Source organism: Moraxella sp. DOX410 (assembly GCF_032248735.1).
GTDB lineage: Bacteria > Pseudomonadota > Gammaproteobacteria > Pseudomonadales > Moraxellaceae > Faucicola > Faucicola tetraodonis.
This window is the reverse complement of record NZ_CP135138.1, coordinates 810,945-837,401: the sequence shown is the minus strand read 5'-3', so window position 1 is coordinate 837,401 and position 26,457 is coordinate 810,945. Positions and strand designations below refer to the sequence as shown.

General features: G+C 43.9%; 26 protein-coding genes. 17 read left to right on the top strand and 9 right to left on the bottom strand.

The features are described from left to right. Positions 1 to 100 precede the first annotated feature (100 nt). The 4 genes from serC to prmB form a co-directional block, all read right to left on the bottom strand. Entirely contained in the window at positions 101 to 1,204 is a 1,104-nt protein-coding gene (gene serC / locus RNZ41_RS03820) for a 3-phosphoserine/phosphohydroxythreonine transaminase (RefSeq protein ID WP_314027616.1), read from the bottom strand. Between the two features lie 121 nt (positions 1,205 to 1,325). Next, positions 1,326 to 2,192, bottom strand: a complete 867-nt coding sequence (locus RNZ41_RS03815; protein ID WP_096489131.1) for a hypothetical protein — start codon at positions 2,190 to 2,192, stop codon at positions 1,326 to 1,328. A gap of 75 nt (positions 2,193 to 2,267) precedes the next feature. Beyond that, the gene (aroC, locus tag RNZ41_RS03810) at positions 2,268 to 3,371 is read right to left on the bottom strand and encodes a chorismate synthase (protein WP_159374982.1); all 1,104 of its coding nucleotides are present in this window, start codon (positions 3,369 to 3,371) and stop codon (positions 2,268 to 2,270) included. 150 nt (positions 3,372 to 3,521) lie between these two features. Next, positions 3,522 to 4,583: a 50S ribosomal protein L3 N(5)-glutamine methyltransferase gene (gene prmB / locus RNZ41_RS03805; protein ID WP_409950724.1), complete on the bottom strand. Its 1,062-nt coding sequence runs from the start codon at positions 4,581 to 4,583 to the stop codon at positions 3,522 to 3,524. Positions 4,584 to 5,242: 659 nt separating this feature from the next. On the opposite strand from prmB, the gene RNZ41_RS03800 reads away from it, so the two are divergent. Further along, positions 5,243 to 6,715 (top strand): L,D-transpeptidase family protein, encoded by a 1,473-nt coding sequence (locus RNZ41_RS03800; protein ID WP_314027615.1) that lies wholly within the window; start codon positions 5,243 to 5,245, stop codon positions 6,713 to 6,715. A gap of 138 nt (positions 6,716 to 6,853) precedes the next feature. Here the strand turns inward: RNZ41_RS03800 and RNZ41_RS03795 are convergent, their stop codons facing one another. Next, positions 6,854 to 7,075, bottom strand: coding sequence for a hypothetical protein (locus RNZ41_RS03795; protein ID WP_138017971.1), 222 nt, complete (start codon positions 7,073 to 7,075; stop codon positions 6,854 to 6,856). 424 nt (positions 7,076 to 7,499) lie between these two features. Here RNZ41_RS03795 and RNZ41_RS03790 point away from each other — a divergent pair, with 424 nt between their 5' ends. The 8 genes from RNZ41_RS03790 (at position 7,500) to yaaA (ending at position 14,023) form a co-directional block, all read left to right on the top strand. Further along, entirely contained in the window at positions 7,500 to 7,967 is a 468-nt protein-coding gene (locus RNZ41_RS03790; RefSeq protein ID WP_314027614.1) for a hypothetical protein, read from the top strand. Positions 7,968 to 8,112: 145 nt separating this feature from the next. After that, positions 8,113 to 8,541 (top strand): 30S ribosomal protein S6, encoded by a 429-nt coding sequence (gene rpsF / locus RNZ41_RS03785; protein ID WP_007114929.1) that lies wholly within the window; start codon positions 8,113 to 8,115, stop codon positions 8,539 to 8,541. A 15-nt stretch (positions 8,542 to 8,556) separates the two neighbouring features. Beyond that, complete coding sequence (gene rpsR, locus RNZ41_RS03780) at positions 8,557 to 8,784, top strand: 30S ribosomal protein S18 (RefSeq protein WP_036594162.1); 228 nt, start codon at positions 8,557 to 8,559, stop codon at positions 8,782 to 8,784. A gap of 15 nt (positions 8,785 to 8,799) precedes the next feature. Beyond that, entirely contained in the window at positions 8,800 to 9,258 is a 459-nt protein-coding gene (gene rplI, locus RNZ41_RS03775; protein WP_060994380.1) for a 50S ribosomal protein L9, read from the top strand. A 274-nt stretch (positions 9,259 to 9,532) separates the two neighbouring features. Beyond that, positions 9,533 to 10,954 carry a replicative DNA helicase gene (gene dnaB, locus RNZ41_RS03770; RefSeq protein WP_314027613.1) on the top strand — a complete coding sequence of 474 codons (1,422 nt, stop codon included), beginning with the start codon at positions 9,533 to 9,535 and terminating at the stop codon, positions 10,952 to 10,954. A gap of 27 nt (positions 10,955 to 10,981) precedes the next feature. Beyond that, the gene (gene alr / locus RNZ41_RS03765) at positions 10,982 to 12,067 is read left to right on the top strand and encodes an alanine racemase (RefSeq protein WP_096489137.1); all 1,086 of its coding nucleotides are present in this window, start codon (positions 10,982 to 10,984) and stop codon (positions 12,065 to 12,067) included. Positions 12,068 to 12,193: 126 nt separating this feature from the next. Next, complete coding sequence (gene argF / locus RNZ41_RS03760) at positions 12,194 to 13,114, top strand: ornithine carbamoyltransferase (protein ID WP_007114922.1); 921 nt, start codon at positions 12,194 to 12,196, stop codon at positions 13,112 to 13,114. A 102-nt stretch (positions 13,115 to 13,216) separates the two neighbouring features. Then, a complete protein-coding gene (gene yaaA / locus RNZ41_RS03755) occupies positions 13,217 to 14,023 on the top strand; it encodes a peroxide stress protein YaaA (protein ID WP_314027612.1) in 807 nt (268 codons plus the stop codon). 236 nt (positions 14,024 to 14,259) lie between these two features. On the opposite strand, the gene groL is transcribed toward yaaA, so the two are convergent. Next, on the bottom strand, positions 14,260 to 15,903 hold the full coding sequence (gene groL / locus RNZ41_RS03750; RefSeq protein ID WP_314027611.1) for a chaperonin GroEL: 1,644 nt from the start codon (positions 15,901 to 15,903) through the stop codon (positions 14,260 to 14,262). Between the two features lie 171 nt (positions 15,904 to 16,074). Continuing rightward, positions 16,075 to 16,368 (bottom strand): co-chaperone GroES, encoded by a 294-nt coding sequence (locus RNZ41_RS03745; protein WP_197931485.1) that lies wholly within the window; start codon positions 16,366 to 16,368, stop codon positions 16,075 to 16,077. Positions 16,369 to 16,770: 402 nt separating this feature from the next. Here RNZ41_RS03745 and RNZ41_RS03740 point away from each other — a divergent pair, with 402 nt between their 5' ends. From RNZ41_RS03740 to RNZ41_RS03730, 3 genes are all read left to right on the top strand, one after another. Next, positions 16,771 to 17,466 carry a DUF3108 domain-containing protein gene (locus RNZ41_RS03740; RefSeq protein ID WP_099834206.1) on the top strand — a complete coding sequence of 232 codons (696 nt, stop codon included), beginning with the start codon at positions 16,771 to 16,773 and terminating at the stop codon, positions 17,464 to 17,466. Positions 17,467 to 17,738: 272 nt separating this feature from the next. Continuing rightward, entirely contained in the window at positions 17,739 to 18,227 is a 489-nt protein-coding gene (locus RNZ41_RS03735) for a hypothetical protein (protein ID WP_314027610.1), read from the top strand. Beyond that, positions 18,130 to 19,146, top strand: a complete 1,017-nt coding sequence (locus RNZ41_RS03730) for an outer membrane protein transport protein (RefSeq protein WP_314027609.1) — start codon at positions 18,130 to 18,132, stop codon at positions 19,144 to 19,146. The genes RNZ41_RS03735 and RNZ41_RS03730 overlap by 98 nt, the downstream gene beginning before the upstream one ends. 50 nt (positions 19,147 to 19,196) lie before the next feature. Here RNZ41_RS03730 and RNZ41_RS03725 read toward each other — a convergent pair whose 3' ends face one another. Then, positions 19,197 to 20,087: a LysR family transcriptional regulator gene (locus tag RNZ41_RS03725; RefSeq protein WP_065252955.1), complete on the bottom strand. Its 891-nt coding sequence runs from the start codon at positions 20,085 to 20,087 to the stop codon at positions 19,197 to 19,199. Between the two features lie 247 nt (positions 20,088 to 20,334). On the opposite strand from RNZ41_RS03725, the gene leuC reads away from it, so the two are divergent. From leuC to RNZ41_RS03700, 5 genes are all read left to right on the top strand, one after another. Continuing rightward, on the top strand, positions 20,335 to 21,753 hold the full coding sequence (leuC, locus tag RNZ41_RS03720) for a 3-isopropylmalate dehydratase large subunit (RefSeq protein ID WP_099808268.1): 1,419 nt from the start codon (positions 20,335 to 20,337) through the stop codon (positions 21,751 to 21,753). Between the two features lie 9 nt (positions 21,754 to 21,762). Continuing rightward, on the top strand, positions 21,763 to 22,413 hold the full coding sequence (gene leuD / locus RNZ41_RS03715) for a 3-isopropylmalate dehydratase small subunit (protein ID WP_036602357.1): 651 nt from the start codon (positions 21,763 to 21,765) through the stop codon (positions 22,411 to 22,413). A 287-nt stretch (positions 22,414 to 22,700) separates the two neighbouring features. Continuing rightward, on the top strand, positions 22,701 to 23,339 hold the full coding sequence (locus RNZ41_RS03710) for a hypothetical protein (protein WP_314027608.1): 639 nt from the start codon (positions 22,701 to 22,703) through the stop codon (positions 23,337 to 23,339). Between the two features lie 146 nt (positions 23,340 to 23,485). Beyond that, positions 23,486 to 24,556: a 3-isopropylmalate dehydrogenase gene (gene leuB, locus RNZ41_RS03705; RefSeq protein WP_314027607.1), complete on the top strand. Its 1,071-nt coding sequence runs from the start codon at positions 23,486 to 23,488 to the stop codon at positions 24,554 to 24,556. A gap of 257 nt (positions 24,557 to 24,813) precedes the next feature. Next, positions 24,814 to 26,091: a L,D-transpeptidase family protein gene (locus RNZ41_RS03700; protein WP_314027606.1), complete on the top strand. Its 1,278-nt coding sequence runs from the start codon at positions 24,814 to 24,816 to the stop codon at positions 26,089 to 26,091. A 54-nt stretch (positions 26,092 to 26,145) separates the two neighbouring features. Here RNZ41_RS03700 and RNZ41_RS03695 read toward each other — a convergent pair whose 3' ends face one another. Then, entirely contained in the window at positions 26,146 to 26,370 is a 225-nt protein-coding gene (locus tag RNZ41_RS03695) for a hypothetical protein (RefSeq protein WP_128679860.1), read from the bottom strand. Positions 26,371 to 26,457: the final 87 nt, after the last annotated feature.

The window sequence follows — 26,457 nt, the reverse complement described above, 5'->3', positions numbered from 1 at the left end:
AGGTGTTATCCCTCATATGCCCCACACCCGCTAACTATAAAAAAGACTTAACAAGCATTTTAGCTGTTAAGTCTTAATGTAGCATGATTGTTAAATCTTTTTATACGCTAGTTTGTTCAAACTCTTGCATAAATCTGATTAACTTTTCAATGGTCGCCAAATCAATCGCGTTATAAATACTGGCGCGCATGCCGCCCACTGTACGGTGCCCTTTAAGATTCAAAAACCCTGCTTCGTCGGCTTTTGCTAAGAAGGTTTTATCAAGTTGACTATCTGCCAAGGTGAAGGGTACATTCATGATTGAGCGGTTGTCTTTGTTGACAGGGTTTTGGTAAAAATCGCTTTGGTCGATAAATTCATACAGCTTTTGCGCTTTTAACAAATTTTGTTGATAAATTTCCTCGACACCCCCTTGCTCAAGTAACCACTCAAACACCAAACCTGCCAAATACCAAGAAAAAGTTGCTGGCGTATTGACCATCGAATCATTGTCGGCTTGGTTTTTATAGTCCAAGATACTTGGGCAAACTAAGTTGGCATGACCGATCAAATCATCACGGACAATCACAAGCGTCAAACCCGCAGGACCGATATTTTTTTGCGCACCTGCATAAATCAGTCCAAATTTTGATACCTCTATTGGGCTAGAGAGGATGCAAGATGACATATCCGCCACGATGGGCACATCGACCGCTGGCACATCAAACATCGCCAAGCCATTGATGGTCTCATTGGGGCAATAATGGAAATAATCGGCGTTGTCATTAAGTTGCCAGCTATCACGTGGAGGCACAGTGGTATAGTTGCTGTCTTTGGCAGAAGCAACGACGTTGATTTTGCCTAGCCCTGCTTGCTCATAGCGTTTGGCTTCGCTGATGGCTTTTTTAGACCAAATGCCGGTGTCTAAATAATCAGCTTCCCCTTTGAGTAAATTCAAAGGAATGGCTGAAAACTGCAAGCTTGCGCCACCTTGCAAAAATAGCACTTTATAATTGTCAGGAATGTTCATCAGCTTTCGCAAATCCTGCTCGGCTTTTGAGGCAATGCCCACAAATTCACTGCTACGGTGGCTCATCTCCATCACCGACATGCCTGAGCCATGCCAATTTAACAATTCGGCTTGCGCTTTTTGCAGCACTGCAGTCGGCATAGACGCTGGTCCTGCACAAAAGTTAGCAACACGTTGATCAAAGCTGACACTCATAGCACGTTCCTTTTTATCGTGTGAAATGTTATCGTGTGAAATGACATAAAAAAATACTTTACCACAATATGGCTAGTCGATGAATCATAAAGATGCGTCATTAATCGGCAGCTCATTGGGTTTAACTGGCTAGCAACTGCCAAAGTTGGCGTTTTAGGCGATAATCATCGAGCATATCTAGCAGATAAGGCAGACGCTGTATCGGTTGTTCATCCAAACAGTCAGGTAATGGCGTTAATGCCCCCACCTTGGGATTGCCTTGATTGATACGGTATAAAAATCCCGAAAACCCTGCAACTGCCATCGGGTAGCTGCTCATTAATTGCACCGTGGCTTTGGGTAAATGCTGGCTATCGGTGAGCAAGGGAAAATTAAAAAAATGCACTGACGCTTTTAATCCACTAATGATTTGTTGCCATAACTGGTGTTGGCGACTGTCTGTCTGCAAAAAATGACTGTCAACCACCAGTGTCCACTCACCCACGACTATCGCCTGCACATCAAAACTGGCAGTGAGTAATTCATCACTGAGCTGTTCATTATTGAACCGTTCATCACTGTGCCCAGCATCACTGTACCCATCATTATTTGGCGCAAGGTCGCTTTTTAAAGGTGAATAATGGGGTAAAGATGAATCGTTGGGTAAAGGTACATCATGCGGGTGAAAATCTGCCAGACTCGCTGGCGGTAATTTTACTGCGCTCTCAATGGCATCATCCGCAATAACAGGATGATTGAAGTCTGGCGTTGTATCAATAGGCGCAAGTTCGCTCGTTAACCCAGTTTGAGCGGGTTGTAACTGCGGTGGCATGGCAGCAAGGGTCTCAACCGCTTGATAGGAAGAAACAACCTCAAAATCTTCTAGATTAGCAAACGTTTTGACAGGGCAATCTTGGCGCACCCAACGTGTAATACCCATCTGCGCCAGTATTTCGCTTTGCCAGGCATGGTACTGCTGCTCATCAAGGGTAAGGTCAGGCACAGTCATACCAATGTTAACTCAAGTTGAATGGGGCAACGCATTGTGGCAACCTTATAGCAACCAAATACCCCTATTAAAAAATTATACAATCGGGGTGAGCGGCACAGTGACATCTGCATTTTGCCCACGATGACGCAGATAATGGTCTAACAGCACAATGGCAAGCATGGCTTCTGCTATCGGCGTAGCACGTACACCGACACAAGGATCATGCCGCCCTTTGGTTAGCATCTCTACTGCATTGCCGTGAATATCAATACTTTGACCCGGCGTAGTGATACTGGCAGTAGGTTTTAGCGCAATACTCACTACTATCGTCTGACCCGATGAAATCCCCCCTAAAATTCCCCCGGCATGGTTGGCATTAAAGCCGTGCAAGGTTAACTCGTCGCGAGACTCATGCCCAAACTGTCCCGCCACTGCCATGCCATCGCCAATTTCAACGCCTTTGACTGCATTGATGCTCATCATCGCATGGGCAATATCCGCATCAAGCCTGTCAAACACAGGCTCCCCCAATCCCACAGGCACACCCGATGCCAATATGGTAAGCTTTGCGCCACAACTTGTCCCTTGCTCACGGCATTGGGTAATCAGCTGCTCAAACTTTGGCAAGGCGTCTATATCCGCACAAAAAAATGGGTTGCTGTTGACAAATTCCCAATCAATCGTATTTTCAGGTATCTGTTTGGCAACCACATCACCAATCTGGGTGACATAACCGCGAACTTCTACCCCTAGCCGTTGTTTCAAATATTTCTTGGCAATCGCGCCTGCTGCCACTCGCATTGCCGTTTCGCGCGCTGATGAACGACCACCGCCACGATAATCGCGAAACCCATATTTCATGCTATAAGTATAATCGGCATGGTTGGGACGAAAGGTGTCTTTAATATCGCTATAATCTTTGGATTTTTGGTTGGTATTGCGAATCAACAGCCCGATAGACGTACCTGTCGTTTTACCCTCAAACACGCCAGAAATAATTTCAACTGTATCGTCTTCACGGCGCTGGGTCGCAAATTTTGACGTGCCCGGCTTACGACGATCCAGGTCAATTTGCAGATCTGCTTCGGTTAAAGGCAACCCTGGTGGCACACCGTCAACGATTGCCATAAGTCCTGCGCCATGTGATTCGCCACAGGTGGTGACGGTAAAAACTTGCCCGATGGTGTTGCCTGCCATTTACGCTCCGCTTAATTTTTCATCAATACTTACAAATCAAATAATAGGTTTGTTGCACCCTGTTCATATATTGTTTTTTTAGCCATTATCTAACTCGTTAAATCCTCAAGCCTAATCAACCAGTTAAAGATAGCAACCCTAAACGACTGCCTATTGAGATACACTCACATACTGCTCAAAATATGCCCGATTTTCCATCAATTCATCATAATCCATGGCAAAAATCCCATGCCCGCCATGCGCAAAGGTTAACCAATCAAACTGAATTTCAGGATAGGCTTGGCGCAGTGCCCATTCACTATCCCCCACCTCGCACACCAGCAAGCCGTCACGAGTTAGATAATCTGGGGCGTTGTATAAGATATGATGCACCAAATCCAAGCCATCTTGTCCCGCTGCCAACGCGTGGTCTGGCTCATGCAAGAACTCGGGTGGTAAATCTGCCATCGTTGCCGCATCGACATACGGCGGGTTGGTGACAATCAAATCATATTGATTTTCTGCAGGCACTTTTTCAAATAAGTTTGACTCAATCAAGTTGACCTGATGGTTCATGTGGTGATGTTCCACATTGACCGCTGCCACTTCTAGCGCGTTCTTGTCGATATCACTGGCATCGACCATTGCATCAGGGAAACGGCTTGCCAAGGCAATGGCAATACAGCCTGACCCTGTACACAAATCTAGCATACGCTCTGGTTGTGCTAACTGTTTATCATACAATCCGTGGTCATGAAATTTTTTGTCATTAGTAGTGCCACTGATTTTTTCAACCAAATCATTCGGCTCAAAATACGGATAAAACTGCTGGCGAATCAGCTCAGCAATTGGCGAGCGCGGAATCAATACCCGCTCATCCACGTAAAATGGCAAATCGCAAAAATAAGATAAATTAATTAAATAACTCAAAGGTTTACGTTCAACGATACGGCGCTGCAACAATGTCAATACTTCTGATTTTTCGCTATTGGTCAGGCGACAATCTAAGATTTGCTCATCGGCAGACCAATCAAGCGATAAGGTTTGTAGCACAATAGCAGAAGCTTCAGCAAACTCATCTGTGGTACCTTGCGCGACTACTACATCGTGCTCCCGTAATTTACTGACCCCAAAACGGATAAAATCGCGAATCGTTTTTAGGCTTTGGTGGGCTTCAGCAAACTCTTGTTGCATGGTGTCAAAGATGTCATCTGATTCGCTTTCTTCATCCATATCAAGTGCTTGCAAATCGATTTGCAAGTCATCAAAATTTTGTGAATCTTGATTTTGGTCAAAAGATGGCGTGTGAGAAACATTGGCTGATGCAAATGGCGATGATGACATAGTGGTTAACCTAAAAAATTTTGAATTAAAATTATAATATACTTTGATTTTTTTACAAATTATTTAACGAGCTAAAGTTATTTAACAACCTAAAGCTTCGCAGATTTGTACCGTTGAATGTTTAATCATTGAGTTATCCAATAAACATTGCAAGCATGCCTATTGCCAACAGTGCAAAACATTTTAAACACTTTTTTAACTTAACCTTGCTATAAAAATACCGCTTGGTTAAAAAATTTTACCATTGTCTATCCTGCGATTTGTTAATGTTAGACTTAAAGCATGTAAATTCCCCTATGGGACAATTTATTCATACGACAATTTAACTGTTTAGCTGTGGAAAAATTTAACTATGCAGCAAGGTTTCATGGCGCAAGGTTGTTAAACGCTTTGGCAAACGCTACTTAGATTGCCGTGCCACCAACAAATGAGCCATTGTCCGAAAAGTTGGTTTTTATAGTATAATTGCAGCCAATTTAGGCTTTTATTGTACGTTATTTATATTGTCCCTTATTTTTATTTGTTATTGCCGATTATTGAGTCAATCTATGAAAAAATTTGTACTATCTACCCTAGCTTGTCTGATTGCCAATCAAGCATTTGCAGCCACCAACACGGTCTCAGACACCACTACCGCCAAAACGGCACCCGCCACCAAAGCTGTGACCAAAACAACGACCACGACTAAAACTGCCACAACCAAAGCGGCCAGCACCTCTACCGCAGCCGCGACTGCTATAAAAACCACTACCGATAGTAAAACGGCTAAAAAATCGCAAAGCAAAGCCGCAACCACTACTGCTAAAAAACCGCAAACAGCCAAGCCCGCAGCTAGCGTCACACAATCTACCGCTACACCGAAAGTCGCCTCGGCTACTGCAATGACGGCAGCAAAACCAACGCCAGTATCAACCGATATCCCTTTAACCCCAATCCCAGCCACCACCACGGCATTAGGCATTAAAGAAGACGCCACCCAAACAGGTATCGACAGTGACTATACCTCGGGTGCAGGTGTCGCAGGCGCGAGCTCTGAAGAAGTCAACAATACTACGACGGCTGCGCCAACTTTTGACCCGACGACGGTAGGTAACAATAAAACAGCAACGACACCTGCCAGTTTTTCTACCCTAAATTTGTCTGACTACGCACAGCTAGTCAATAGCGCCGACTGGAAACCTGGTCAAAATGTTAACTCAGCAACGACCTTAAAACTTCAAGCCTTGTTAGATTGGAATCATGCTTCACCGGGTCCGATTGATGGCGGCTGGGGTATGAATGCCAAAAAAGCGCTCAAAAATTTCCAAGCCATGCATGGACTACCCCAAGATGGTCGTATGAGCGCGGAAGTTTGGAAACTGTTAAATGAAAAAATTCCTGCCAATCAGCCTGTGTTGGTCGGTTATACCTTGACGCAAGAAGATATTAAAGGTCCGTATCAGCCAACACCGAGTGGTAGTGAAGCCAAATCTAAAATGAAAGGTCTATACTATCAAGACGTCCAAGAAATGTTGGCTGAACGTTTCCACATGGATATTCGCTATCTTAAAAAGCTTAATAGCGATAAAAAATTCACCGTGGGTGAAACCATCACCGTCTTTAACCCAGGCGCGCCGCTCAATGAGAAAATCACCCGTTTGGTTGCCAAAAAAGCCGACAATATCTTATACGCTTATAATGGCGATAGATTAATTGCCACTTATCCTACCACGGTCGGTAGTAGTGATACACCGTCTCCTACGGGTACCTTTAGTATTGTCAATCGTGTTAAAAACCCTTGGTACCGCGCCAGTAGCGGTGAAGGCAAAGATAAAAAAGTGTTTATGTTGCCGCCAGGACCCAAAAGTCCAGTCGGTGTGGTATGGATGGGACTGAGTAAACCCTCATACGGGATTCATGGCTCGCCCGTTCCTGAAGGCATTAGCCGTCAAGCCTCGCACGGCTGTGTTCGCTTAACCAACTGGGATGTGCTTGAAGTGTATGCCAATGTTGATACAGGTACCAAGGTAGATTTACAGTAGCTGTTGAGCTACAGCGTTTAGCACCGTAGTCTAGCGTGAGTGCTATACACTTTTAACCTTATTAGCCATAAAAAAACCGCTTAGCTATTATTAGTTAAGCGGTTTTAGCGGTTTTAGTTATTTATCTAGCGTACTTTGTTATCGCGCAACTGGGGTTACTGGGGTTTTGGCAATATTCAGTGTTTGCATTTTTTTGGCGACAATCCATGCAATTGGAATAGATAGGATTAAACCGACAATCGCTGTGGCTATAATGTGTGGAATTTGGTCAAAACCAGTTACCAGCGCAATGGTCATTAAAACACCGATAGTCACACCAGAAGCGATTGTAAAAATTACGCTAAATAATTGCCAGTTCATAACAATTCCTTATTATTGTGTAAATAGATGTATTTGTTAGGTATAGTTATAGTCCAATTCCACACTCAAAACAAGGAAAAAAAAGATTAAACAAATGCAAAACCTAAAACAATTGGTTATCAATCCCACATTTTTAGTAAGGTTTAATTTGAATCAAATCTATCGAAAAATCCAAAAAATCCGTGTTTTTTTCCGATTAATATCACTGAGGTCGAGGAATTTAATTGGCTTTATAAACATTGATGAAAAAAAATCCCACCCAGTTTTTTAAGTTTGATGGCATATTTTTTAGTAACTATTTTTAATAACTATGACCCAATAACATGACTTGGTTAAAAAATTGTGGTAAAGAAATCTTCTGTAATCTGCTATGTTAGCGGTGTTTATCAATTGTTTAACACAATAAAGGACAGGAGTATTTGATATGCATCAACAATTTTCTTTTTTCGCCGCTATTAGGCTATCTACTAAACGCCTAGCTAATAAACGCCAAGCTACTAAATGCATAGGAAGTGCCGCTGCAGTGATTGGCTCAGCCCTAGCCTTGGGCGGCTGCGCCGCTACCACTGGTACCGGTGTGATGGATGCTAATAGCACCATCGGCGCTGCCAACAATGTCGGCATGGCGATATTTAAAGCCGCAGTGAATCAACAATGCCAAGCTCAATTACAAAATAACCAATACTGGCGCTTGGGCAGTGTATTGATGACTTCCGAGAAGCAAGCAGAGGTAGCGAGCAATGTCTGTAGCTGCGTCAGCGAAAAAGCCCCGCAGTCCGTCACCATTGTCGATTTGACCACAGCAGCAGTTGACCCGACCGCGCGCAATGTCATTGTGGCGCGCGCCGTATCTAATACCTTGCAGCAATGCGTGGGCGAATTTGTTAAGTAAATATTAACTTGCTACTGAGTGTGTGCTACTATATAATAGCGCACCTTGTTTATACCAATATAGTTAGATGATTCTAACTTAGGTGCATTCAATCTCCTTGCTGTTGACACGGGGTCAACGGCTGTTTAATCCGTGAGGAGTCTTTATGAGACATTATGAACTGGTATTATTGGTTCACCCAGACCAAAGCGACCAAGTGGTTGGCATGGTTGAGCGTTATATCAACTTAGTAAAAGAACAAGGTGGTGCTATCCATCGCCTAGAAGATTGGGGTCGTCGTCAATTAGCTTACCCAATCAACAAAGTTCACAAAGCTCACTATGTGCTATTAAACATTGAAGCGGGTCAACAAACGCTTGATGAGCTTGAAGAATTATTCCGTTATAACGATGCTATCATCCGTAGCTTAGTTATCCGTCGTGACGAAGCGATTACTGAAGAATCACCATTAGCAAAAAGTGCTGAAGAAAAACGTGCTCGTAAAGCTTCACGCCGTAACGATACAGCTCAAGATGACTATCAATCAAATGATGATGAGTCAGAAGTTGATGCTGAAGACAACAACGACGAATAATTAAGGAGACTAATCATGGCACGTTTTTATCGCCGCCGTAAATTTTGCCGTTTTACTGCTGAAGGCATTACCCATATCGATTATAAAGATATCGAAATCCTAAAACAGTATGTCACTGAAAGTGGCAAAATCGTACCAAGCCGTATCACTGGTACTTCAAACAAATATCAACGCCAATTGGCTGTAGCAATCAAACAAGCGCGTTATCTTGCGTTGGTTCCTTACACTGACAGCCAAAAATAAACCGAGGAGTGATATATGCAAGTTATTTTATTACAACGTATCGCTAACCTAGGTAAACTAGGCGATACTGTTAATGTAAAAGCAGGTTATGGCCGTAACTTCCTTGTACCACAAGGTAAAGCATTACCAGCTACTGCTTTTAACATCGAAAAATTTGAAGCACGCCGTGCAGAACTTGAAAAAGTAGAAGCTGATGAATTAGCCGCTGCTAATGCCCGTGCTGAAGCGCTACAAGACGTCAATGTTATCATCCGTGCAAAATCAGGTGATGAAGGCAAACTATTTGGCTCTATCGGTACTCGCGATATCGCCGATGCCTTAACCAAATCTGGTTTACCTGTTGACCGTTCAGAAGTTAAATTGCCTGAAGGTGCATTACGTCAAATTGGCGAATATAATGTTGACATTCAATTACATCACGATGTAATGACCAACATTCAAGTCACTATCTTGGCAGAAGATTCAGCTGCTTAATTGATAGTTTACTTTAAAAAAGAGATGGCTTTGCTGTCTCTTTTTTTTATTGTTTGTGGCGTAAAAATTCAACAAAAAAGCCTAAAATTCAAGCTGATTTCATTCAAAAAAATTGCCGTTTTTTTATATTTTTCTCATTAGAATTTGGATGGTTTTTTCGGTATATTGACTGTTCTATTTTGATGCGTGTGTTAGACTCACCATTTGCAACCGATAACTTTTAGCAAACTTTTGCCCTTTCAAACTATTTAAAATAACTTTATCACAGGTCATCATGGCAGACGATAAAACCAAAGAGAACGATCTTAAGAATACTTCGCTGACGCAGCACCAACCGCACAGTATGGATTTAGAAAAGTCCGTCCTAGCGTCGCTGATGAGCCTTGAAGAGTCGTTTGATCGCATCTCAGATATTATTACCAAATATGATTTTTATGCACAGCGCCATCAATATATTTTTGATGCTATCTCTCATCTTGCCAATGCCAATGAGCCGTATGATGCCACCATGGTGATGGACTGGCTCGATATGCAAAAACTGCTTGAACCTGCAGGTGGTAGCGATTATCTAGGCGATATCCTATCACAAAGCCCAGCGACGCTGTTTAACTTGACTGCTTATGCGCAGCGGGTAAAAGAATTCTCGACCTTACGCCAAATCATCAAAGCCGGCAGTCATATGCTAGAGCTTGCCTTTGACCCAAAAAATCAAAGTGTCAGTGATATTTTAGATACCGTTGAAAGCGAAATTTTTGCCATCAATGAAACCCATAGCCGCCAGTCAAAACACAAGGGTCCTACCCAACTAAGCGATGTTATTACCAATGTCGTCAACAATATCCAAGAACTTAAAGACCATCCTGAAGGCATGATTGGGCTTAAGACCCCGTTTGAAGAACTCAATAACAAAACCCAAGGGCTACAAGCGGGCGATCTCATTATCGTGGCAGCGCGTCCTTCGATGGGTAAAACCACATTTGCGATGAATTTGGCAGAGAGTATTTTATTTCATACCGATTTACCGGTGGTGGTGTTTTCAATGGAAATGCCTGCCGAGTCAATTGTGATGCGTCTATTGTCCTCTTGGGGGGCTATCAACCAAACGCATTTGCGCTCAGGTCAAATGAACGAAGACGAATGGGGTAAACTCTCCAACGCCATCGCCCATCTGCATGCTAAAAAACTGTATATCGATGACAGTACCGCGCTACCCCCATCTGAGGTTCGTTCACGCTGTCGCCGTATTGCCAAAGACAATGATGGCAAACTTGGGATGGTAATGGTCGACTATCTACAACTGATGAAAGTGCCAGGCTTAGGCGACAACCGCGTGGGTGAGATTTCGGAGATTTCTCGAAGCTTAAAAGCGCTTGCCCGTGAGATGAATTGCCCGGTGGTGGCTTTATCACAGCTAAATCGAAGTTTGGAGAATCGACCCAACAAACGCCCGATTATGTCGGACTTACGGGAGTCGGGTGCAATTGAGCAGGATGCCGATTTGATTATGTTCATTTATCGTGATGAGGTTTATAATGAAAATAGCGATGCTAAAGGCACAGCTGAAATCATTATCGGTAAACAGCGTAATGGACCTATTGGGACAGTGCGCCTATCCTTTGAAGGGCAATTTACCCGTTTTGGTAACTTAACCCCTGAATTTTACCAAACCGCTTCCTTTAGCGAACCTGATGAATAAAAATTTTACTGCAACAAGGTCAAGATTGTGCGTCAAACCAGCATCACCATCGATTTAGCAGCGCTTACCCATAACTTACAACGCGTCAAAGATTATGCCCCTACCGCCAAGGTATTAGCCATGGTGAAAGCCAATGCCTACGGGCATGGCGCCGTCAACTGTTTACCCGCCGTAGCACAAGCCGATGCCCTAGGTGTCGCTTGTTTGCAAGAAGCGATAGAACTACAACAGGCGGGCTGGCAAAAATTAATGGTAGTGATTGAAGGCGCGTTTTCGTTAGCCGAATGGCAATATTGTATAGCGCATCAAATCGAGTGCGTGGTACACCACCAACGCCAATTAGACTGGGCGTTGCAGCAGCCTGCAAAAACCGGCGCAACCGTCTGGCTAAAACTAAACACTGGCATGAACCGCCTTGGCTTTACATCGGATGAAATCAAGGAAATTGCTCAGCAATTAACTAGCTCAGGCTATGAGATTGTTTTGACCACCCATTTTGCCAACGCTGATGCCATCGATCATCCCAATAACCAACAACAATTTGAGTTATTTGATTCAACCTTACAAATATTACGTGACCAAGTAAATCCTGCGATTAAAGGCTCATTGTGTAATTCAGCAGGGATTGTCAACTGGTCAGACCGCCATTACGATTGGGTGCGCCCAGGCATTATCTTGTATGGGGCAACGCCTGTAAATCATGCCACTGCCAAACAGCTAAATCTGCAACCTGTCATGCATTTTAATGCCAGCATCATGGCAGTTCATACGCTAAAAGCGGGCGATAGCGTGGGTTATGGTAGTCGCTGGACTGCACAAACCCCCGCGCGCATCGGTATTGTCAGTGTGGGTTATGCTGATGGTTATCCAAGGGTGATTAGCGATGATGCGTATGTCGTCGTCGCAGGTCAACAGGCGCCTGTCATCGGTCGCGTGGCGATGGATATGTTGATGGTTGATTTAACCCATACTACCGAGGTAAACCTTGACTGCCCTGTCCAGCTTTGGGGTAACGCACCGACCATTGATGAAGTGGGTAGCTGGAATGATACCATTAGCTATGAGCTGTTAAGCGTGGTCACCCGACGCCCAACGTGGATTTATCAGTCTTAACTGTTAACTATGTGACGGATGTTAAAGTGACACAAATGCGTCAATTTGCTAGACAGTTTGGATAAATCCGCTATACTGATAGTTTACTGTAATGTTTATTGACAAAATTGGGATGTAGGACAGGCAATGAGTACCCGCCATTTTTTGACGTTATTGGATTTTAGCAAAGAAGAATTAATGCAGGTGATTAAACGTGGCAGTGAACTGCGTTTGATGCAGCATGAAGGGGTTATTTATCAGCCTTTTGTCGGTCGTACCTTGGGGATGATCTTTGAAAAATCGAGTACCCGTACCCGTATTTCATTTGAAACAGGAATGGGACAGTTTGGCGGCCATGCCATATTTTTATCACCGCGCGATACCCAGCTCGGCCGTGGCGAACCGATTGAAGATTCGGCACGTGTTATCTCACGCATGGTCGATATCGTCATGATTCGCACCTTTGAACACAGTATTGTTGAAAAATTCGCCCAGTATTCGCAAGTGCCTGTTATCAATGCACTTACTGACGAACAGCATCCTTGTCAGCTACTAGCCGATATCCAAACCTTTATGGAGCACCGTGGCAGCATCGAAGGCAAAACGGTGACTTGGATTGGGGATGGCAATAATATGTGCGCTTCTTTTATCCATGCCGCGCATCAATTTGGCTTTCAATTGCGGGTTTCCGCCCCTTATGGGTTTGAACCTAATGCCGACCTCATCAAACAGTATTCGCACTGTGTCGAGCTGGTCGAAGATGTTAATGAGGCGGTCAAAGGCTCGCATTTGGTTGCCACCGATGTATGGGCAAGTATGGGACAAGAAAGCGAGCAAAATACTCGTGCGCGGCGATTTGCTCAGTATATGGTGACCCGTTCATTACTGGATAAAGCCGATCCAGACGTCTTGTTTATGCATTGTCTGCCTGCCCACCGCGGCGAAGAAATCTCCTATGATTTGCTTGAGGATCCGCGCGCTGTGGTATGGGATGAAGCCGAAAATCGTCTGCATGCCCAAAAAGCGCTGATGGAATTTTTGTTAACCGATAAAATCAAACTCGCCTAATCTATTGAGCCTGGGCGTTATCTTTGCGCCCTGCTATGCCATTATTATTATCTTAACCGCTCGAATTCTTAACCAATAAAATAAAGCAAACGGAACATAGCCATGTACTTTGTGCTCTCGCCTGCCAAAAATTTGAATGAAAAAAATGATTTACCTTTTGATTTTAGTCAGCATTATACCCAGCCTGCTTTGATGGCGCACGCTTGCGAATTGATGGGCGAATTAAAAACATTAGCGCCAACCGATTTGTCGGCGTTGATGAGTATCTCAGGTAAACTTGGGCAATTAAATGCCGTGCGCAACCAAAACTGGCGATGGGATACTACCCAGCCATTTAGCACCGATCATGCTGACATACCTGCTAAAGCGGCGCTGTATTTATTTGATGGCGATGTCTATACAGGCTTGGCAGCGCAGCAAATGACTGAACAACAAGTCCATTATGTCAATGAGCGATTAGGAATATTGTCTGGGTTGTACGGCTTGTTAAAACCGCTTGATTTGATGCTACCCTATCGCCTGGAAATGGGCACAAAACTAAAAAATCCCAGAGGCGAGAATTTGTATCAATTTTGGGGCGATACGATTACCGATTTAATCAATCAACGTATGACAGAAAATAAACACAAAGTTTTGGTAAACTTGGCTTCCAATGAATATTTTAAAGCGGTCAATCCCAAAAAAATCAGCGCAGAAATTATCACGCCTCGCTTTGAAGACGGAAAAGATGGCGTATATAAGGTGGTAAGTTTCTATGCCAAAAAGGCACGCGGGTTGATGGTGCGTTTTGCCGCTGAAAATCAGCTGACAACCGCGCAACAGTTAAAAGACTTTAACTTGGAAGGCTATCAGTTCATAGAAAATGCCTCAAGCACGACCGAGTATGTTTTTAGACGGGATAATGTTTAACTGCACCGCCATTTAACGCGAAATATCCGCCCATAAAATCCACTGACCCTATCTTTTAGCACAGTTTCATTGAATATACAGAATAAACCGATGATTTTGGCTTGTGGTAGCAGATTGTCCAGTAATTCCATCGTCATGGTTGTAATAATTTCTCCTAATTAAAAAACCCCATTAAACTGAAGTTTAATAGGGTTATGATTTTAGCTAAATGGCTTGAGTGGGATATAATCTTTCGATTACATCATGCCGCCCATACCACCCATGCCGCCCATACCACCCATGGCAGCAGCGGCGCCAGCGTCGTCTTTTGGCAGGTCAGTAATCATTGCTTCTGTGGTGAGCATCAAGCCTGCCACAGATGCTGCGTTTTCAAGCGCTGAGCGAGTGACTTTGGCTGGGTCTAAGATACCCATTTCTAGCATATCGCCGTATTCACCAGTCGCTGCGTTGTAACCGTAGTTACCTTGACCGCCTTTGACTTGGTTTACCACCACAGATGCTTCATCACCTGCGTTGGTCACGATTTGACGAAGTGGTGCTTCCATCGCACGGCGTAGAATGTTGATACCCGCTGCTTGGTCGTCATTGTCACCTTTGACATTATCAAGCGCAGAGATAGCACGAACCAATGCCACACCACCACCTGCTACAACACCCTCTTCAACGGCAGCACGAGTTGCATGCAAAGCATCATCCACACGGTCTTTTTTCTCTTTCATTTCAGTTTCAGTCGCCGCACCGACTTTGATAACTGCCACACCGCCTGCGAGTTTAGCAATACGCTCTTGTAGCTTTTCTTTGTCGTAATCAGAGGTTGATTCTTCCACTTGGCGACGGATAGAGGCAACACGATCATCGATTTCAGTTTTTTGACCGGCACCATCGACAATCACAGTGTTTTCTTTACCAACCGTCACTTTTTTGGCAGTACCTAATACCGATAAATCCGCAGTTTCTAAGCTCATGCCCAGTTCTTCTGATACAACTGTACCGCCCGTTAAGATAGCGATATCTTGAAGCATCGCTTTACGACGGTCACCAAAACCAGGGGCTTTGACGGCACAGACTTTTAGACCGCCACGCATGTTATTCACAACCAAAGTTGCCAAGGCTTCGTTTTCGACATCTTCAGCAATGATCAGTAAGGGTTTACTAGATTTCATCACGTTTTCAAGTAGTGGAATCAACTCACGGATGTTGCTGATTTTTTTGTCGACTAACAAAATTAATGGGTTTTCTAGTTCAGCGGTCAACGTATCTGCTTTATTGGCGAAATATGGGCTGATGTAGCCACGGTCAAACTGCATACCTTCAACGACTTCAAGGGTATCTTCAAAGCCTGAACCTTCTTCAACCGTAATCACGCCTTCTTTACCCACTTTTTCCATCGCCTGAGCGATTAAGTCACCGATAGTTTGGTCAGAGTTAGCTGAGATAGAGCCGACTTGTGCGATGGCTTTGCTGTCATTGGCTGGGGTTGAAAGCGCATGGATTTGTGCAACAACGGCACGTACACCTTTATCGATACCACGTTTTAAGTCCATTGGGTTCATGCCAGCGGCGACTGATTTCATACCTTCTTGCAAAATCGCTTGGGCTAAAACAGTCGCTGTAGTGGTGCCGTCACCTGCAACATCATTAGTTTTGCTTGCAACTTCACGAACCAACTGTGCGCCCATGTTCTCAAATTTGTCATCAAGTTCGATTTCTTTAGCCACTGATACGCCATCTTTAGTGATGGTGGGTGCGCCAAAAGATTTATCGATAACCACGTTACGACCTTTAGGGCCCAATGTTACTTTAACCGCATTTGCCAATACGTTGACGCCGTCAATCATTTTTGCACGGGCATCAATACCAAATTTTACATCTTTAGCCATGTTAAATTCTCCAAATTATAAATTTTTATTTGTATAAGGTAGTCCAAATTGCTACCACGGTTGCTATCAATTACTTTACCAAGTACTTAACCAGTTAGATTAAGACCAGGTAAATTAAGACTAAGTAAATTAGCTTTTGGGTAAAAAACGATTGTTTAAAGTAATGACTGATTAACCTTCAATCACACCCAATACATCACTTTCTTTCATAATCAATAATTCTTCACCATCTACTTTAACCGTTGAGCCGGCATATTGACCAAAGAGTACTTTGTCGCCGACTTTGACATCGAGCGCACGTACATCACCGTTTTCACGGATTTGACCATTACCTACTGCAATGACTTCACCTTGAGACGGTTTTTCTTGGGCGCCGCCTGCTAGCAATAAACCGCCAGCTGTTTTTTGTTCTTCTTCGCTGCGACGCACGACGATACGATCATGTAAAGGACGAATTGCCATAATCTACTCCATAAATTAACTGTTAAATTATTGTTTGAAAGCCGTAGTTAGCTTTGAAAGCTGTGATCAGCTCAGAGGTTGGCTCAAAAGACCCCCTCTATTTTGCCGACCACAAAAAGATGATAACTATCTGTTTGCATAAATAATCATATGCTTATGACATGTTATCAATTCACTGTCTAACAGTGGGGATGTATGCCAATTTGTTCAAGCAGAAAATTACGAAATTTTGCAATTTGTTGTCAATTTTTTAACCCCTTCACCCAAATACCTCATAAAGACTGTCGTTTATTGCACAATCACAATCTTTTGTTAACTGGCTTGTATTTGCTTGCCATCAATACTACTGTATGCATACCAAATAGATTTAACCTTATCTGATGAACGTTATTTGATGGATGAAACATGAAAAATTCTTTAGTAAAAAAACTGTTAGTAAGTACTTCACTCGTGTCAGCGATGGCTATCACCTCTATGGCGAATGCAGCAGTTGCCCCTTTTAATGCAACCTATAATTTTAATATTGAAGGCAAATACAATGGTACCGCAAGCCGTGTATTGACCCAAACTGGCAATCAGTATTTTTATAACGTTAATGCAAGTGTCGGTAAATTAGCCAGTGCCAAGCAAACCGCCAATTTTGTCAATGCCAATGGCGCTATCTTACCGGTGAGCGCATTAACACAATACAAAATTTTGGGGACGGGTCGAACTACCACCTTGAACTTTAATAATGCAAAAAAACAACTGGTTACCAATTATAAAGGTCAAAACAAAGTCATTGCTTTGCCACAGCCTGCCTATGATGATTTAAGTTTGGAAATTCAAATTCGGGAAGATTTAAAAGCAGGCAAATTCCGTGGTAACTATTACATGGCGGACCGCAATACCGTTGAAGCGGTGCCCTTTAAGAAATCTGCCATGACTCGCATTACCGTGCCGGCCGGTACTTTTGACGTGGTGCGTATCGATCGCGTGCATGATGACAAAGACCGTCAAACCAGTTTTTGGTTAGCCCCAAAACTTGATTATTTACCTGTCAAAGTGGTTCAAAACAATGATGGTAAAAAAATGGAAATGAATTTGACTAGAGTAAATTAATACTTTGTTATTCTTTGACTCAAACACCGATTATATTAATCGGTGTTTTGTTATGTTTATGTCACTATAAATACGCTATTAGTGACTTATCAGGTCAGAAATTGGCGCTATTTTTGTAAGCCATAAGTTGTCAAGGCGTAAGTTTTTAACTATTCTTTGTGGGTCCATTGGAAGGCCTCACTATCCTGTCTAAGTTTCTCATACCTTTTAGCAACCTTTAGCAAGCTCTCCAATTCGCACTTTATCAATATCCATGTAAAAGGGAGTATTTCATGTCATTAAGATTGCAATCCTTAACACTCGCTATTGCCAGCATTTCATTTGCTAGCGCTGCCCAAGCCGCAGGGCTTGACCGCTCAACTCAGCCAAGTTGGGGGTTTACGCAAGATGGCACTTTTGCGTACATCGAACGAATCACCATCGACCCATCGATTAGTGGCAAAGACAATGCGGCCACCACCCCTTCGCCAACTACGTATGAAGAAGGTCGCGATATTAATAACATGGCGCTAAACTATGATTTTATCAATTATGGGGCAAAAGCAGACGTCAACGATAAAGTCAGTGTGGGTGTGTTTTTTGACCAGCCGTGGGGCGCGGATGTTGAGTTCACCGGCAATAATAACTTTGTCAATGGTACAGTCAGCGCGCAGCAGGTTGCTGGTGCAGGACAAGCGGCGCAAGCCGCCGCCACAGCTGCAAAAACCGCTGCTGCTGCTTATCAAGCAGATCCAACCAACCAACCAAACACTCGCTTATAACGCGGCTACCGCGGTTAAAACCGCACAGCAAGCAGGGGCAGCCTACAATCTAGCAAGCAATATCGCTCAGCATCCCAACGAAGGTACCAATGCCTCCGTTGATAGTAAAAACTTCACGGGTTTGGTGGGGGTCAAATTTGGCGAAAAAAATAACTGGCAAGTATATGGCGGGCCGGTATTACAAAAATTAGAAGGTGAAGTGCATTTACGCGGTACAGCCTACAATTCAACCCAAGGTTATGATGGTATCTTTGCCCAATCGAATGGTTATGGTTGGATGGCAGGTTTGGCCTATAGCAAACCTGAAATTGCGCTTAAAGCGGCGTTGACTTATCGCTCTGACATTGATCATGACACCGTAGCGTATGAGTCCATGCCTGCAACTGGCGAATCAGGCAGTTATGACATGACCATCACTACCCCAAAATCTGTGAATGTTGACTTTCAAACAGGTCTTAATCCAACCACGCTGTTGACCGCAAAACTGCGCTGGGTACCTTGGAGTGATTTTTCAATCAAACCGCCTCTGTATAATGCAACGACCAAAAAAGCCACCGGCGCGGATTTTAAACCCCTATATCCCAATGGTTTAAACTTGATTGATTACTCAGATGATGGCTGGGCAGCAGAACTGGGCTTGGGTAAAAAATTAAGTAATCAATGGGCAGTATCAGGCTCAGTGGGTTGGGATAGCGGCGCGGGTGATCCCACCACCACCTTAGGACCTGTGGAAGGTCATTGGAATGTGGGTCTAGGCGCCAAGTACAATGTTACACCCGAAGTCGCCGTGTCAGCAGGCGTGAAATATTTGATGTTTGGCGATGCCAAATCAAAAATCCCCAATGGCGATTTAGTGGGTGATTTCCAAGACAACGATGCTTGGATTTACGGGCTGCGTTTAACTTATCAGAAGAAATAAGTCTCATAAAAAAAGCCTATCACATCGATAGGCTTTTTTATGTCGATTCATTAATCGCGATGTTTACCATCCACCTCTAATCCTAACATATCAAGCAAGGCTGCCATGCTTGCAGATACCGTGATATTGGGGTTGGTGACCAACCCCAAATAGCGTTGTAACTCAACGGGGGTATCCATATTAATCGGCTGTAAATCTTGATTGACTAACGTTTGCGGTAACACCGACCAGCCTAGCCCAACCGATACCAACATACGAATCGATTCTAGCGGATTGGTACTCATCGTGGCATACGGTTTTAAGTTATATTTGGCAAATTCGGCTAAAGTGATTTGACTGGTAAAGGTATTGGCGGCGGGTAAAATCGCTGGATAGTTGGCCAATTGCTCAAGCGTCACGTTCATTTTATGCGCCAGTGGCGATAAAATGCCGGTCACAAAATGCAGCGGATCTGACCATAGCATATGATAATTTAGACGTTTATCATACACAGGGGGTAGCGTTAAAAAAGCCAATGACAAGTCGCCATCAAGGACTGCTTTATGCGCTTGCTCAGAATCGACAAAATGCACTTCAAGCTGTACTGCAGGATAGCTTTGGATAAATTGTTTGAGGACAGCTGGCAGATGATGTAAGCCAATATGATGACTGGTACCGATAATCAGTTTGCCTGATACCGTTTGCTGGCGGTTTTTAAGATTAATTTTTAGATTATCGTAATCATCTAGCCAGCGTTTGGCATGGGGTATCAAGTCATGCGCCGCTTGGGTTGGGATAATACCACGACCCACAGTATCAAAAAGGGTGACATCAAATTCGTCTTCTAAGTTTTTGATACGTTTACTTACCGCAGGCTGCGTAATAAATAGTTTATCAGCCGCCTGCGAGATACTACCTGTTTGCATAACCGCTAAAAAAGTATTTAAATTTGTGGTATTCATTTTTCCCCCAACACTAAAACCCTACCATTTGATATAAATAAAAGTTTCATTCTTTAAAAAATACATTAAATAAGATTATAAGACAACGTATAGACAAATACAATTTATTTAATCGCTCAATACATTCCTAAAATTTTTATAAAATATAAAAATCATCAATTAAAATTATCATTTTTCTTTGTTATAATGGCGTTATTGTTTACCCGATTACTACGCCCTTTTATAAAAAAACCATAGGATATGTGTCATGGCAGCGCAAACGCTTTATGATAAACTTTGGCAAGATCACTTAGTCAATCAACGAGACGACGGTTCTAGTCTTATCTATATCGACCGTCATTTATTACACGAAGTCACGAGCCCACAAGCATTTGAAGGCTTGTCATTGGCAAATCGTGACCCTTGGCGTTTGTCAGCAAACGTCGCCACCCCTGACCATAATGTCCCGACGGTGGCGAGCGAACGTAAAGAAGGGGTGGCAGGCATTAAAGATGACGTCTCTCGCTTGCAAGTAGCCACACTCGATGAAAACTGTGCCAAATTTAACATCACTGAATTTACCATCAATGACGTGCGCCAAGGCATTGTGCATGTGGTAGGTCCAGAACAAGGTTTGGTATTACCTGGGATGACAGTGGTGTGTGGTGACTCACATACCGCAACCCATGGTGCGTTAGGCTGTCTTGCCCACGGCATCGGTACCAGTGAGGTTGAGCATGTATTGGCAACGCAGTGTCTTGTGCAAACCAAGATGAAAAATATGCTTATCAAAGTCGATGGCAAATTAGGTGAAGGTGTCACCCCCAAAGACGTGGTACTAGCGATTATTGCAAAAATCGGCACCGCGGGTGGCACAGGTTACGCCATTGAATTTGCAGGTGATGTGTTCCGTGACATGAGTATGGAAGGGCGTATGACCGTGTGTAACATGGCGATTGAAGCCGGTGCGCGCGTTGGTATGGTAGCCGTTGATGACACCACGATTGAATACGTCAAAGGTCGTCCCTATGCGCCTACGGGTGAAATGTGGGATAAAGCCGTGGCTTACTGGCAAACCCTACATTCAGATGCCGATGCCGTGTTTGATACCGTCATTGAGATGGCAGGCGCGGACATCGCACCCCAAGTATCTTGGGGCACATCCCCTGAGATGGTGGTGGATATCAGCGCACACGTCCCTACCCTAGATGCGGCAAAAGATGACGTCCAAAAAGAGGCTTGGACACGCGCCTATGAGTATATGGGTTTGACCGCAGGCCAACCTGTCACTGACATCAAAGTCGATCGGGTGTTTATCGGCTCTTGTACCAACTCACGTATTGAAGATATTCGCGCGGCGGCGGCGGTTATCAAAGGTCGCAGAGTCGCAGATAGCGTCAAAGAAGCGATTGTGGTAGCCGGTTCTGGGTTAGTTAAACAACAAGCAGAAAGCGAAGGGCTGGATAAAATCTTTACCGCAGCGGGTTTTGAATGGCGGGAGCCAGGGTGCTCGATGTGCCTCGCCATGAACGCGGATAAATTGCAGCCAAAAGAACATTGCGCCAGTACCTCCAATCGTAATTTTGAAGGTCGTCAGGGCAATGGCGGACGCACCCATTTGGTCAGCCCTGCCATGGCAGCTGCCGCTGCATTAGCCGGTCATTTTGTTGACGTGAGAAATTATTAAGGTAGAACTATGAAAAAATATACCCTTGAGCAAGGCATTGTCTGCCCACTAGACCGCTCAAACGTGGACACTGATCAAATCATTCCAAAACAGTTTTTGAAATCTATCAAACGCACAGGATTTGGCGCTAATCTATTTGATGAATGGCGTTATTTGGACGAAGGCTATCCCGGTCAAGACAATAGCAAACGCCCCATTAACCCTGACTTTATTTTGAATCAGCCCCGTTATCAAGGTGCTAATATTTTGCTTGCGCGTAAAAACTTTGGTTGTGGTTCAAGCCGTGAGCATGCCCCTTGGGCGCTTGAAGAATACGGTTTTCGCACGGTGATTGCGCCAAGTTTTGCCGATATTTTCTACAATAACTGCTTTAAAAATGGCATGTTGCCAGTGATTTTAAGTGAAGATGCGGTCAGTGAATTGTTTGCCGAATGTTTTGCCCAAGATGGCTATCAATTAACCGTGGATTTAGAAAAGCAGCAAGTGATTTCCCCCTCAGGTAAAAGCTATGCGTTTGACGTCGATGAATTCCGTAAGCACTGTCTACTCAACGGTTTAGACGATATTGGTCTGACATTACAGCAAGCTGATAGCATCAAAGCGTATGAAGAAAACGCCAAACAATCACGCCCTTGGGTATTTAGTATAGGCGCGGCTTAAAGTGCTGCTTGCTTAGGTAAATGTCTACTGTTAGTAGCGTTTCATCATTGATAATTTATTATTGAGAGCTTATCCATCATGTATCCCAACCTGCGTACAAGCTGCGTATAAAAAAGGCATTTTTTGACAAAGGTTGGCAGATTGGTTATGTTAGTCACATTTTAGCGTGCCTATGACTGTGTTTAAATCATGACATCATCCGCCTTGGTTATCATCATTTAACTATGGCAGGCACCCTGTTACTGCAATTTTTTAATTGCTTTTTTTGATTTGAGGGAATAACGACCATGATGTTCACTAAGCGCTTTTTTCGCCCTGACTGTTTGCCTGTTGTAGCCATTGCGATTTGTTCAGCAGTGGCGCTATCTGGCTGTCAATCAATGACAAATCAGCCAAGCGCACGCGCCAAAGCCTCAGTGGTAACAGCGCCGCAACCGATTGCAGCAGGCAAAAGCACACTAAAATGTACGGGTATTTATGCCTGTGAAATCAATCGTATTGGCACGTTGTCAGTTATCAATCAATCGACTCATACCCCGAGCGCTACACTTGGCAACCATAGCCAAGAGACTAGCCCAGTGACCGTCACACCTTTGATGAGTAAGCCGCAGAGCAAGTCTACTATACCAAATTACTTGGTAAGTTTTCCCAGTGGTCAGCACATGGTTGCCACCCGTTTTTATTTGGATGAGGACTTGACGACGGTTGAAAGTTTTAGTTTTATCCATCGTTTTGAAAGCGGTAAACGCTATGCGCTCAAAGCCTACCGCCAAATTCAAAAGACCGATTATAGTTTGCTAGCGCAATCTGCCCCAACGCCCCTGTGTATCGATTTGTATGAAAATGCCAAACTTACCAATCGATGGTGTAAAAAACCCAATCAGCAAGGCGCTTTATCGAATGAATTTATCAAGATTGCTTTATAGATGCCCCTAAAAGCTTTTCTCACAAAAAGCTTTATCCAAGAAAGCGTCATTCAATAACGCCTGATTCGATTATTTTTTAGAAACCAACAAAATTTTAAAAGCTGAATTGTCAGCACAAAGTTGTAGATTAACGTGAAGGAAGTAACATGACAAAACAGATCGCCGTATTACAAGGTGATGGTATTGGTCCTGAAATCATTGGACAAGCTGTCAAAGTATTGGACAAATTAATCGAGCAAGGCTTAGACGCCGACTATGAGTATGGGCTGTTAGGTGGCTCAGCGTATGATGCGCATGGCTCACCCTATCCAGAGGCTACCCAAACCCTGTGCCGCAAGGCTGATGCGGTATTGCTCGGTGCTGTCGGTGGCCCACAGTATGACAACCTTGAACGCTCAGTGCGCCCAGAGCGTGGATTACTGGCGATTCGTAAAGACTTAAATTTATTTGCCAATCTTCGCCCAGCGATTCTTTATCCAGAGCTTGCCAATGCCTCAACTTTAAAACCTGATGTGGTATCTGGCTTAGATATTTTGATTGTCCGTGAGCTCACCGGCGATATTTATTTTGGTGAACCCCGCGGTATTCGCACACTTGAAAACGGTGAGAAAGAAGGCTACAACACCATGAAATACAGCGAATCAGAAATTCGCCGTATTGCCAAAGTCGCTTTTGAAGCGGCGCAAAAACGCGGTAAAAAACTCTGCTCAGTTGATAAAGCCAACGTACTTGAGACCACAGAGTTTTGGAAGCAGATTTTCACTGAAGTCGCTGCCGAATACCCAGATGTTGAATTGACTCACATGTATGTCGACAATGCAGCGATGCAGCTGGTCAAAGCCCCAAAACAGTTTGATGTGATTGCCACTGGCAATATTTTTGGCGATATTTTATCCGATCAAGCCTCAATGCTAACTGGCTCTATTGGTATGCTACCATCCGCGAGCTTAAATGACACAGGCAAAGGGCTATATGAACCATCGCATGGTTCTGCCCCTGATATCGCCGGTCAAAATAAAGCCAACCCGTTGGCAACCATTTTGTCATTGGCGATGCTGTTACGTTATAGCCTCAATGATGAAGCCCGTGCCACGCAGGTTGAGCAAGCAGTGCAAAAAGTATTACAGCAAGGGTTACGCACAGGCGATATCTTTGAACAAGGCACCACGCTGGTTTCTTGTTCAGACATGGGTGATGCGGTCATCGCTAACTTATAATCTTTGATTAGCCTAATTTTTATCTTGCGTGAAAGGCAGTGTTAGCTGGTCTAATCTGCCTTTTTCTATGGCATTTTTACCAACATTTTTTTGAAAAATTTGTAAAATCCTCTTATCTTCGAACGAGTTTTGCTATAGTATGCGCTTATCGCATTCCTAAAACTTCGATGACCTTCCATCCTTCTTTGCTAAATTTTTCTCAAAATTCAATGCCTATGTTTTCTCATTATAAAATTTTACCTTGCTTTACAAGCATCGTGCTTGCTATCAGTTTATCTGCCTGTCAACAGTCACCCAATCAAGCGATGGATGTACCTACAGTTCCGACAGCAAGTACTACAGCTAGTACTGCAGCCAGTACAACCGCAAGTATCGCTGCCTCTTCGCCTGCCCCAACACTAAAAGCCAATGTCAGTCAACAGTTTATTGGCACAAGCTTGGTGCAGCAACGACTGAAACAAGCCTTGCCAGAGATTGCCTATACCACTGATAATTTACCAATGGTTGCCCAGCAAGTAAACCAAGTGAGTTGGTCACCCAAAGGCGCTATTGAATTAAAAACCATGCCTGCCTCTGCGGTGGTGGCGTCACAAGCCGCATCAACCCCGCCTGCCTCAGCGACCCCATCTGTGACGGGTTTTCAATCAACTATTGACTACTCTGCGCTCAAACAATCTGCTAATGACAATCCGTCAACCGTGGCTAACAAAGACGCGTTACCATCAAAACAAGTGTTCATTAAGCCTGATGAACTGCTGGTATTTAAGACCCAAGCACTGCTTAATTGGCATGGGCATAGTGTGGGTGCAGTGACAGGGATAATGAATAAAAACACTATCAAAGCGATGCAGATTTTTCAGCAAAAGCACAATCTGCCCGTAACCACCACGATGGATGAAGCCACTTGGTCAGCGTTAACCAGCAACGAGACGTTAAACAAACAGCCGATTTTTATCAATTATCAGCTAACGCGCGATGATTTGGTTATCACCAAAGCGCCCAGAGACATGCAATACAAATCAGCGCGTGAAGCGGTGGCTGAAAAATTTCATATGAGCCAAAAACTGGTAAGTCGATTAAACCCCACCACGCCACTCAAAGCGGGTAACGTTATCACCGTCTACAATCCTTATCAGCCCAATATGACAGAAGTGACCAAGGTTGTGAGCGATAAAAAGAAAAATATCTTATACGCCTATGCTGCTAGTGGTGAGCTTGTTGCAAGCTACCCGACAACCGTGGGTTCCAACTACACCCCTTCACCGTCTGGCAGTTTAAAAGTTAAAAACCGTGTATTAAACCCCACCTATAATACTGATTTTTCTTCCAAAGAAAAGTGGCTACCACCAGGACCTAACAATCCTGTGGGGCGTGCTTGGATTGGGTTATCAAAACGGAGCTATGGTATTCATGGCTCGCCTGAGCCTGAGTTAATCAGCGCGCAAAAATCACACGGTTGTGTGCGTTTGACCAATTGGGATGCGCTAAGTCTGTATGGCACGATAGCCGATGGCGCAGACGTGGTATTTGAATAAGTTTATATTGTATAGGCGTCAACTAAACACCCCAAAATCTGGGGTGTTTGGTTATTACGATTCTTGTCGCCAAACTTGTTTTCGCAAATCCTGCTTGGTCTGTCTGCGTTGTTTCTTACGGGCGATTTCGACATCGTCTTTTTCATGCAGTCCGCCTTTTTGCAAGAGCGGATTTAACGCCAAGTAATTACGGGTTTTAACAGCCAAATTGGATTGAACGATTGACGGATTTTTCTCCAGTCGCTCGCCCAATTTGATTAATTGTTTTTGGTTTTTCATGGTTTATCCTTAAAACTTTATTTATCGATATGCAAATTTTTTTATAAAAAAACCAGCGACAGGAGTCACTGGTTTTTTAAAAGGCTT

Excerpts from the sequence above, each read along its gene's own strand:
- rplI (WP_060994380.1), top strand. The coding sequence starts at position 8,800 with ATGCAAGTTATTTTATTACAACGTATCGCTAACCTAGGTAAACTAGGC.
- RNZ41_RS03710 (WP_314027608.1), top strand. The coding sequence starts at position 22,701 with ATGATGTTCACTAAGCGCTTTTTTCGCCCTGACTGTTTGCCTGTTGTA.
- leuB (WP_314027607.1), top strand. The coding sequence starts at position 23,486 with ATGACAAAACAGATCGCCGTATTACAAGGTGATGGTATTGGTCCTGAA.
- yaaA (WP_314027612.1), top strand. The coding sequence starts at position 13,217 with ATGTACTTTGTGCTCTCGCCTGCCAAAAATTTGAATGAAAAAAATGAT.
- RNZ41_RS03815 (WP_096489131.1), bottom strand. The coding sequence starts at position 2,192 with ATGACTGTGCCTGACCTTACCCTTGATGAGCAGCAGTACCATGCCTGG.
- RNZ41_RS03795 (WP_138017971.1), bottom strand. The coding sequence starts at position 7,075 with ATGAACTGGCAATTATTTAGCGTAATTTTTACAATCGCTTCTGGTGTG.
- RNZ41_RS03725 (WP_065252955.1), bottom strand. The coding sequence starts at position 20,087 with ATGAATACCACAAATTTAAATACTTTTTTAGCGGTTATGCAAACAGGT.
- RNZ41_RS03735 (WP_314027610.1), top strand. The coding sequence starts at position 17,739 with ATGTCATTAAGATTGCAATCCTTAACACTCGCTATTGCCAGCATTTCA.
- leuC (WP_099808268.1), top strand. The coding sequence starts at position 20,335 with ATGGCAGCGCAAACGCTTTATGATAAACTTTGGCAAGATCACTTAGTC.
- leuD (WP_036602357.1), top strand. The coding sequence starts at position 21,763 with ATGAAAAAATATACCCTTGAGCAAGGCATTGTCTGCCCACTAGACCGC.
- RNZ41_RS03790 (WP_314027614.1), top strand. The coding sequence starts at position 7,500 with ATGCATCAACAATTTTCTTTTTTCGCCGCTATTAGGCTATCTACTAAA.
- RNZ41_RS03800 (WP_314027615.1), top strand. The coding sequence starts at position 5,243 with ATGAAAAAATTTGTACTATCTACCCTAGCTTGTCTGATTGCCAATCAA.
- RNZ41_RS03740 (WP_099834206.1), top strand. The coding sequence starts at position 16,771 with ATGAAAAATTCTTTAGTAAAAAAACTGTTAGTAAGTACTTCACTCGTG.
- serC (WP_314027616.1), bottom strand. The coding sequence starts at position 1,204 with ATGAGTGTCAGCTTTGATCAACGTGTTGCTAACTTTTGTGCAGGACCA.
- RNZ41_RS03695 (WP_128679860.1), bottom strand. The coding sequence starts at position 26,370 with ATGAAAAACCAAAAACAATTAATCAAATTGGGCGAGCGACTGGAGAAA.
- prmB (WP_409950724.1), bottom strand. The coding sequence starts at position 4,583 with ATGGATGAAGAAAGCGAATCAGATGACATCTTTGACACCATGCAACAA.
- dnaB (WP_314027613.1), top strand. The coding sequence starts at position 9,533 with ATGGCAGACGATAAAACCAAAGAGAACGATCTTAAGAATACTTCGCTG.
- rpsF (WP_007114929.1), top strand. The coding sequence starts at position 8,113 with ATGAGACATTATGAACTGGTATTATTGGTTCACCCAGACCAAAGCGAC.
- groL (WP_314027611.1), bottom strand. The coding sequence starts at position 15,903 with ATGGCTAAAGATGTAAAATTTGGTATTGATGCCCGTGCAAAAATGATT.
- rpsR (WP_036594162.1), top strand. The coding sequence starts at position 8,557 with ATGGCACGTTTTTATCGCCGCCGTAAATTTTGCCGTTTTACTGCTGAA.
- aroC (WP_159374982.1), bottom strand. The coding sequence starts at position 3,371 with ATGGCAGGCAACACCATCGGGCAAGTTTTTACCGTCACCACCTGTGGC.
- argF (WP_007114922.1), top strand. The coding sequence starts at position 12,194 with ATGAGTACCCGCCATTTTTTGACGTTATTGGATTTTAGCAAAGAAGAA.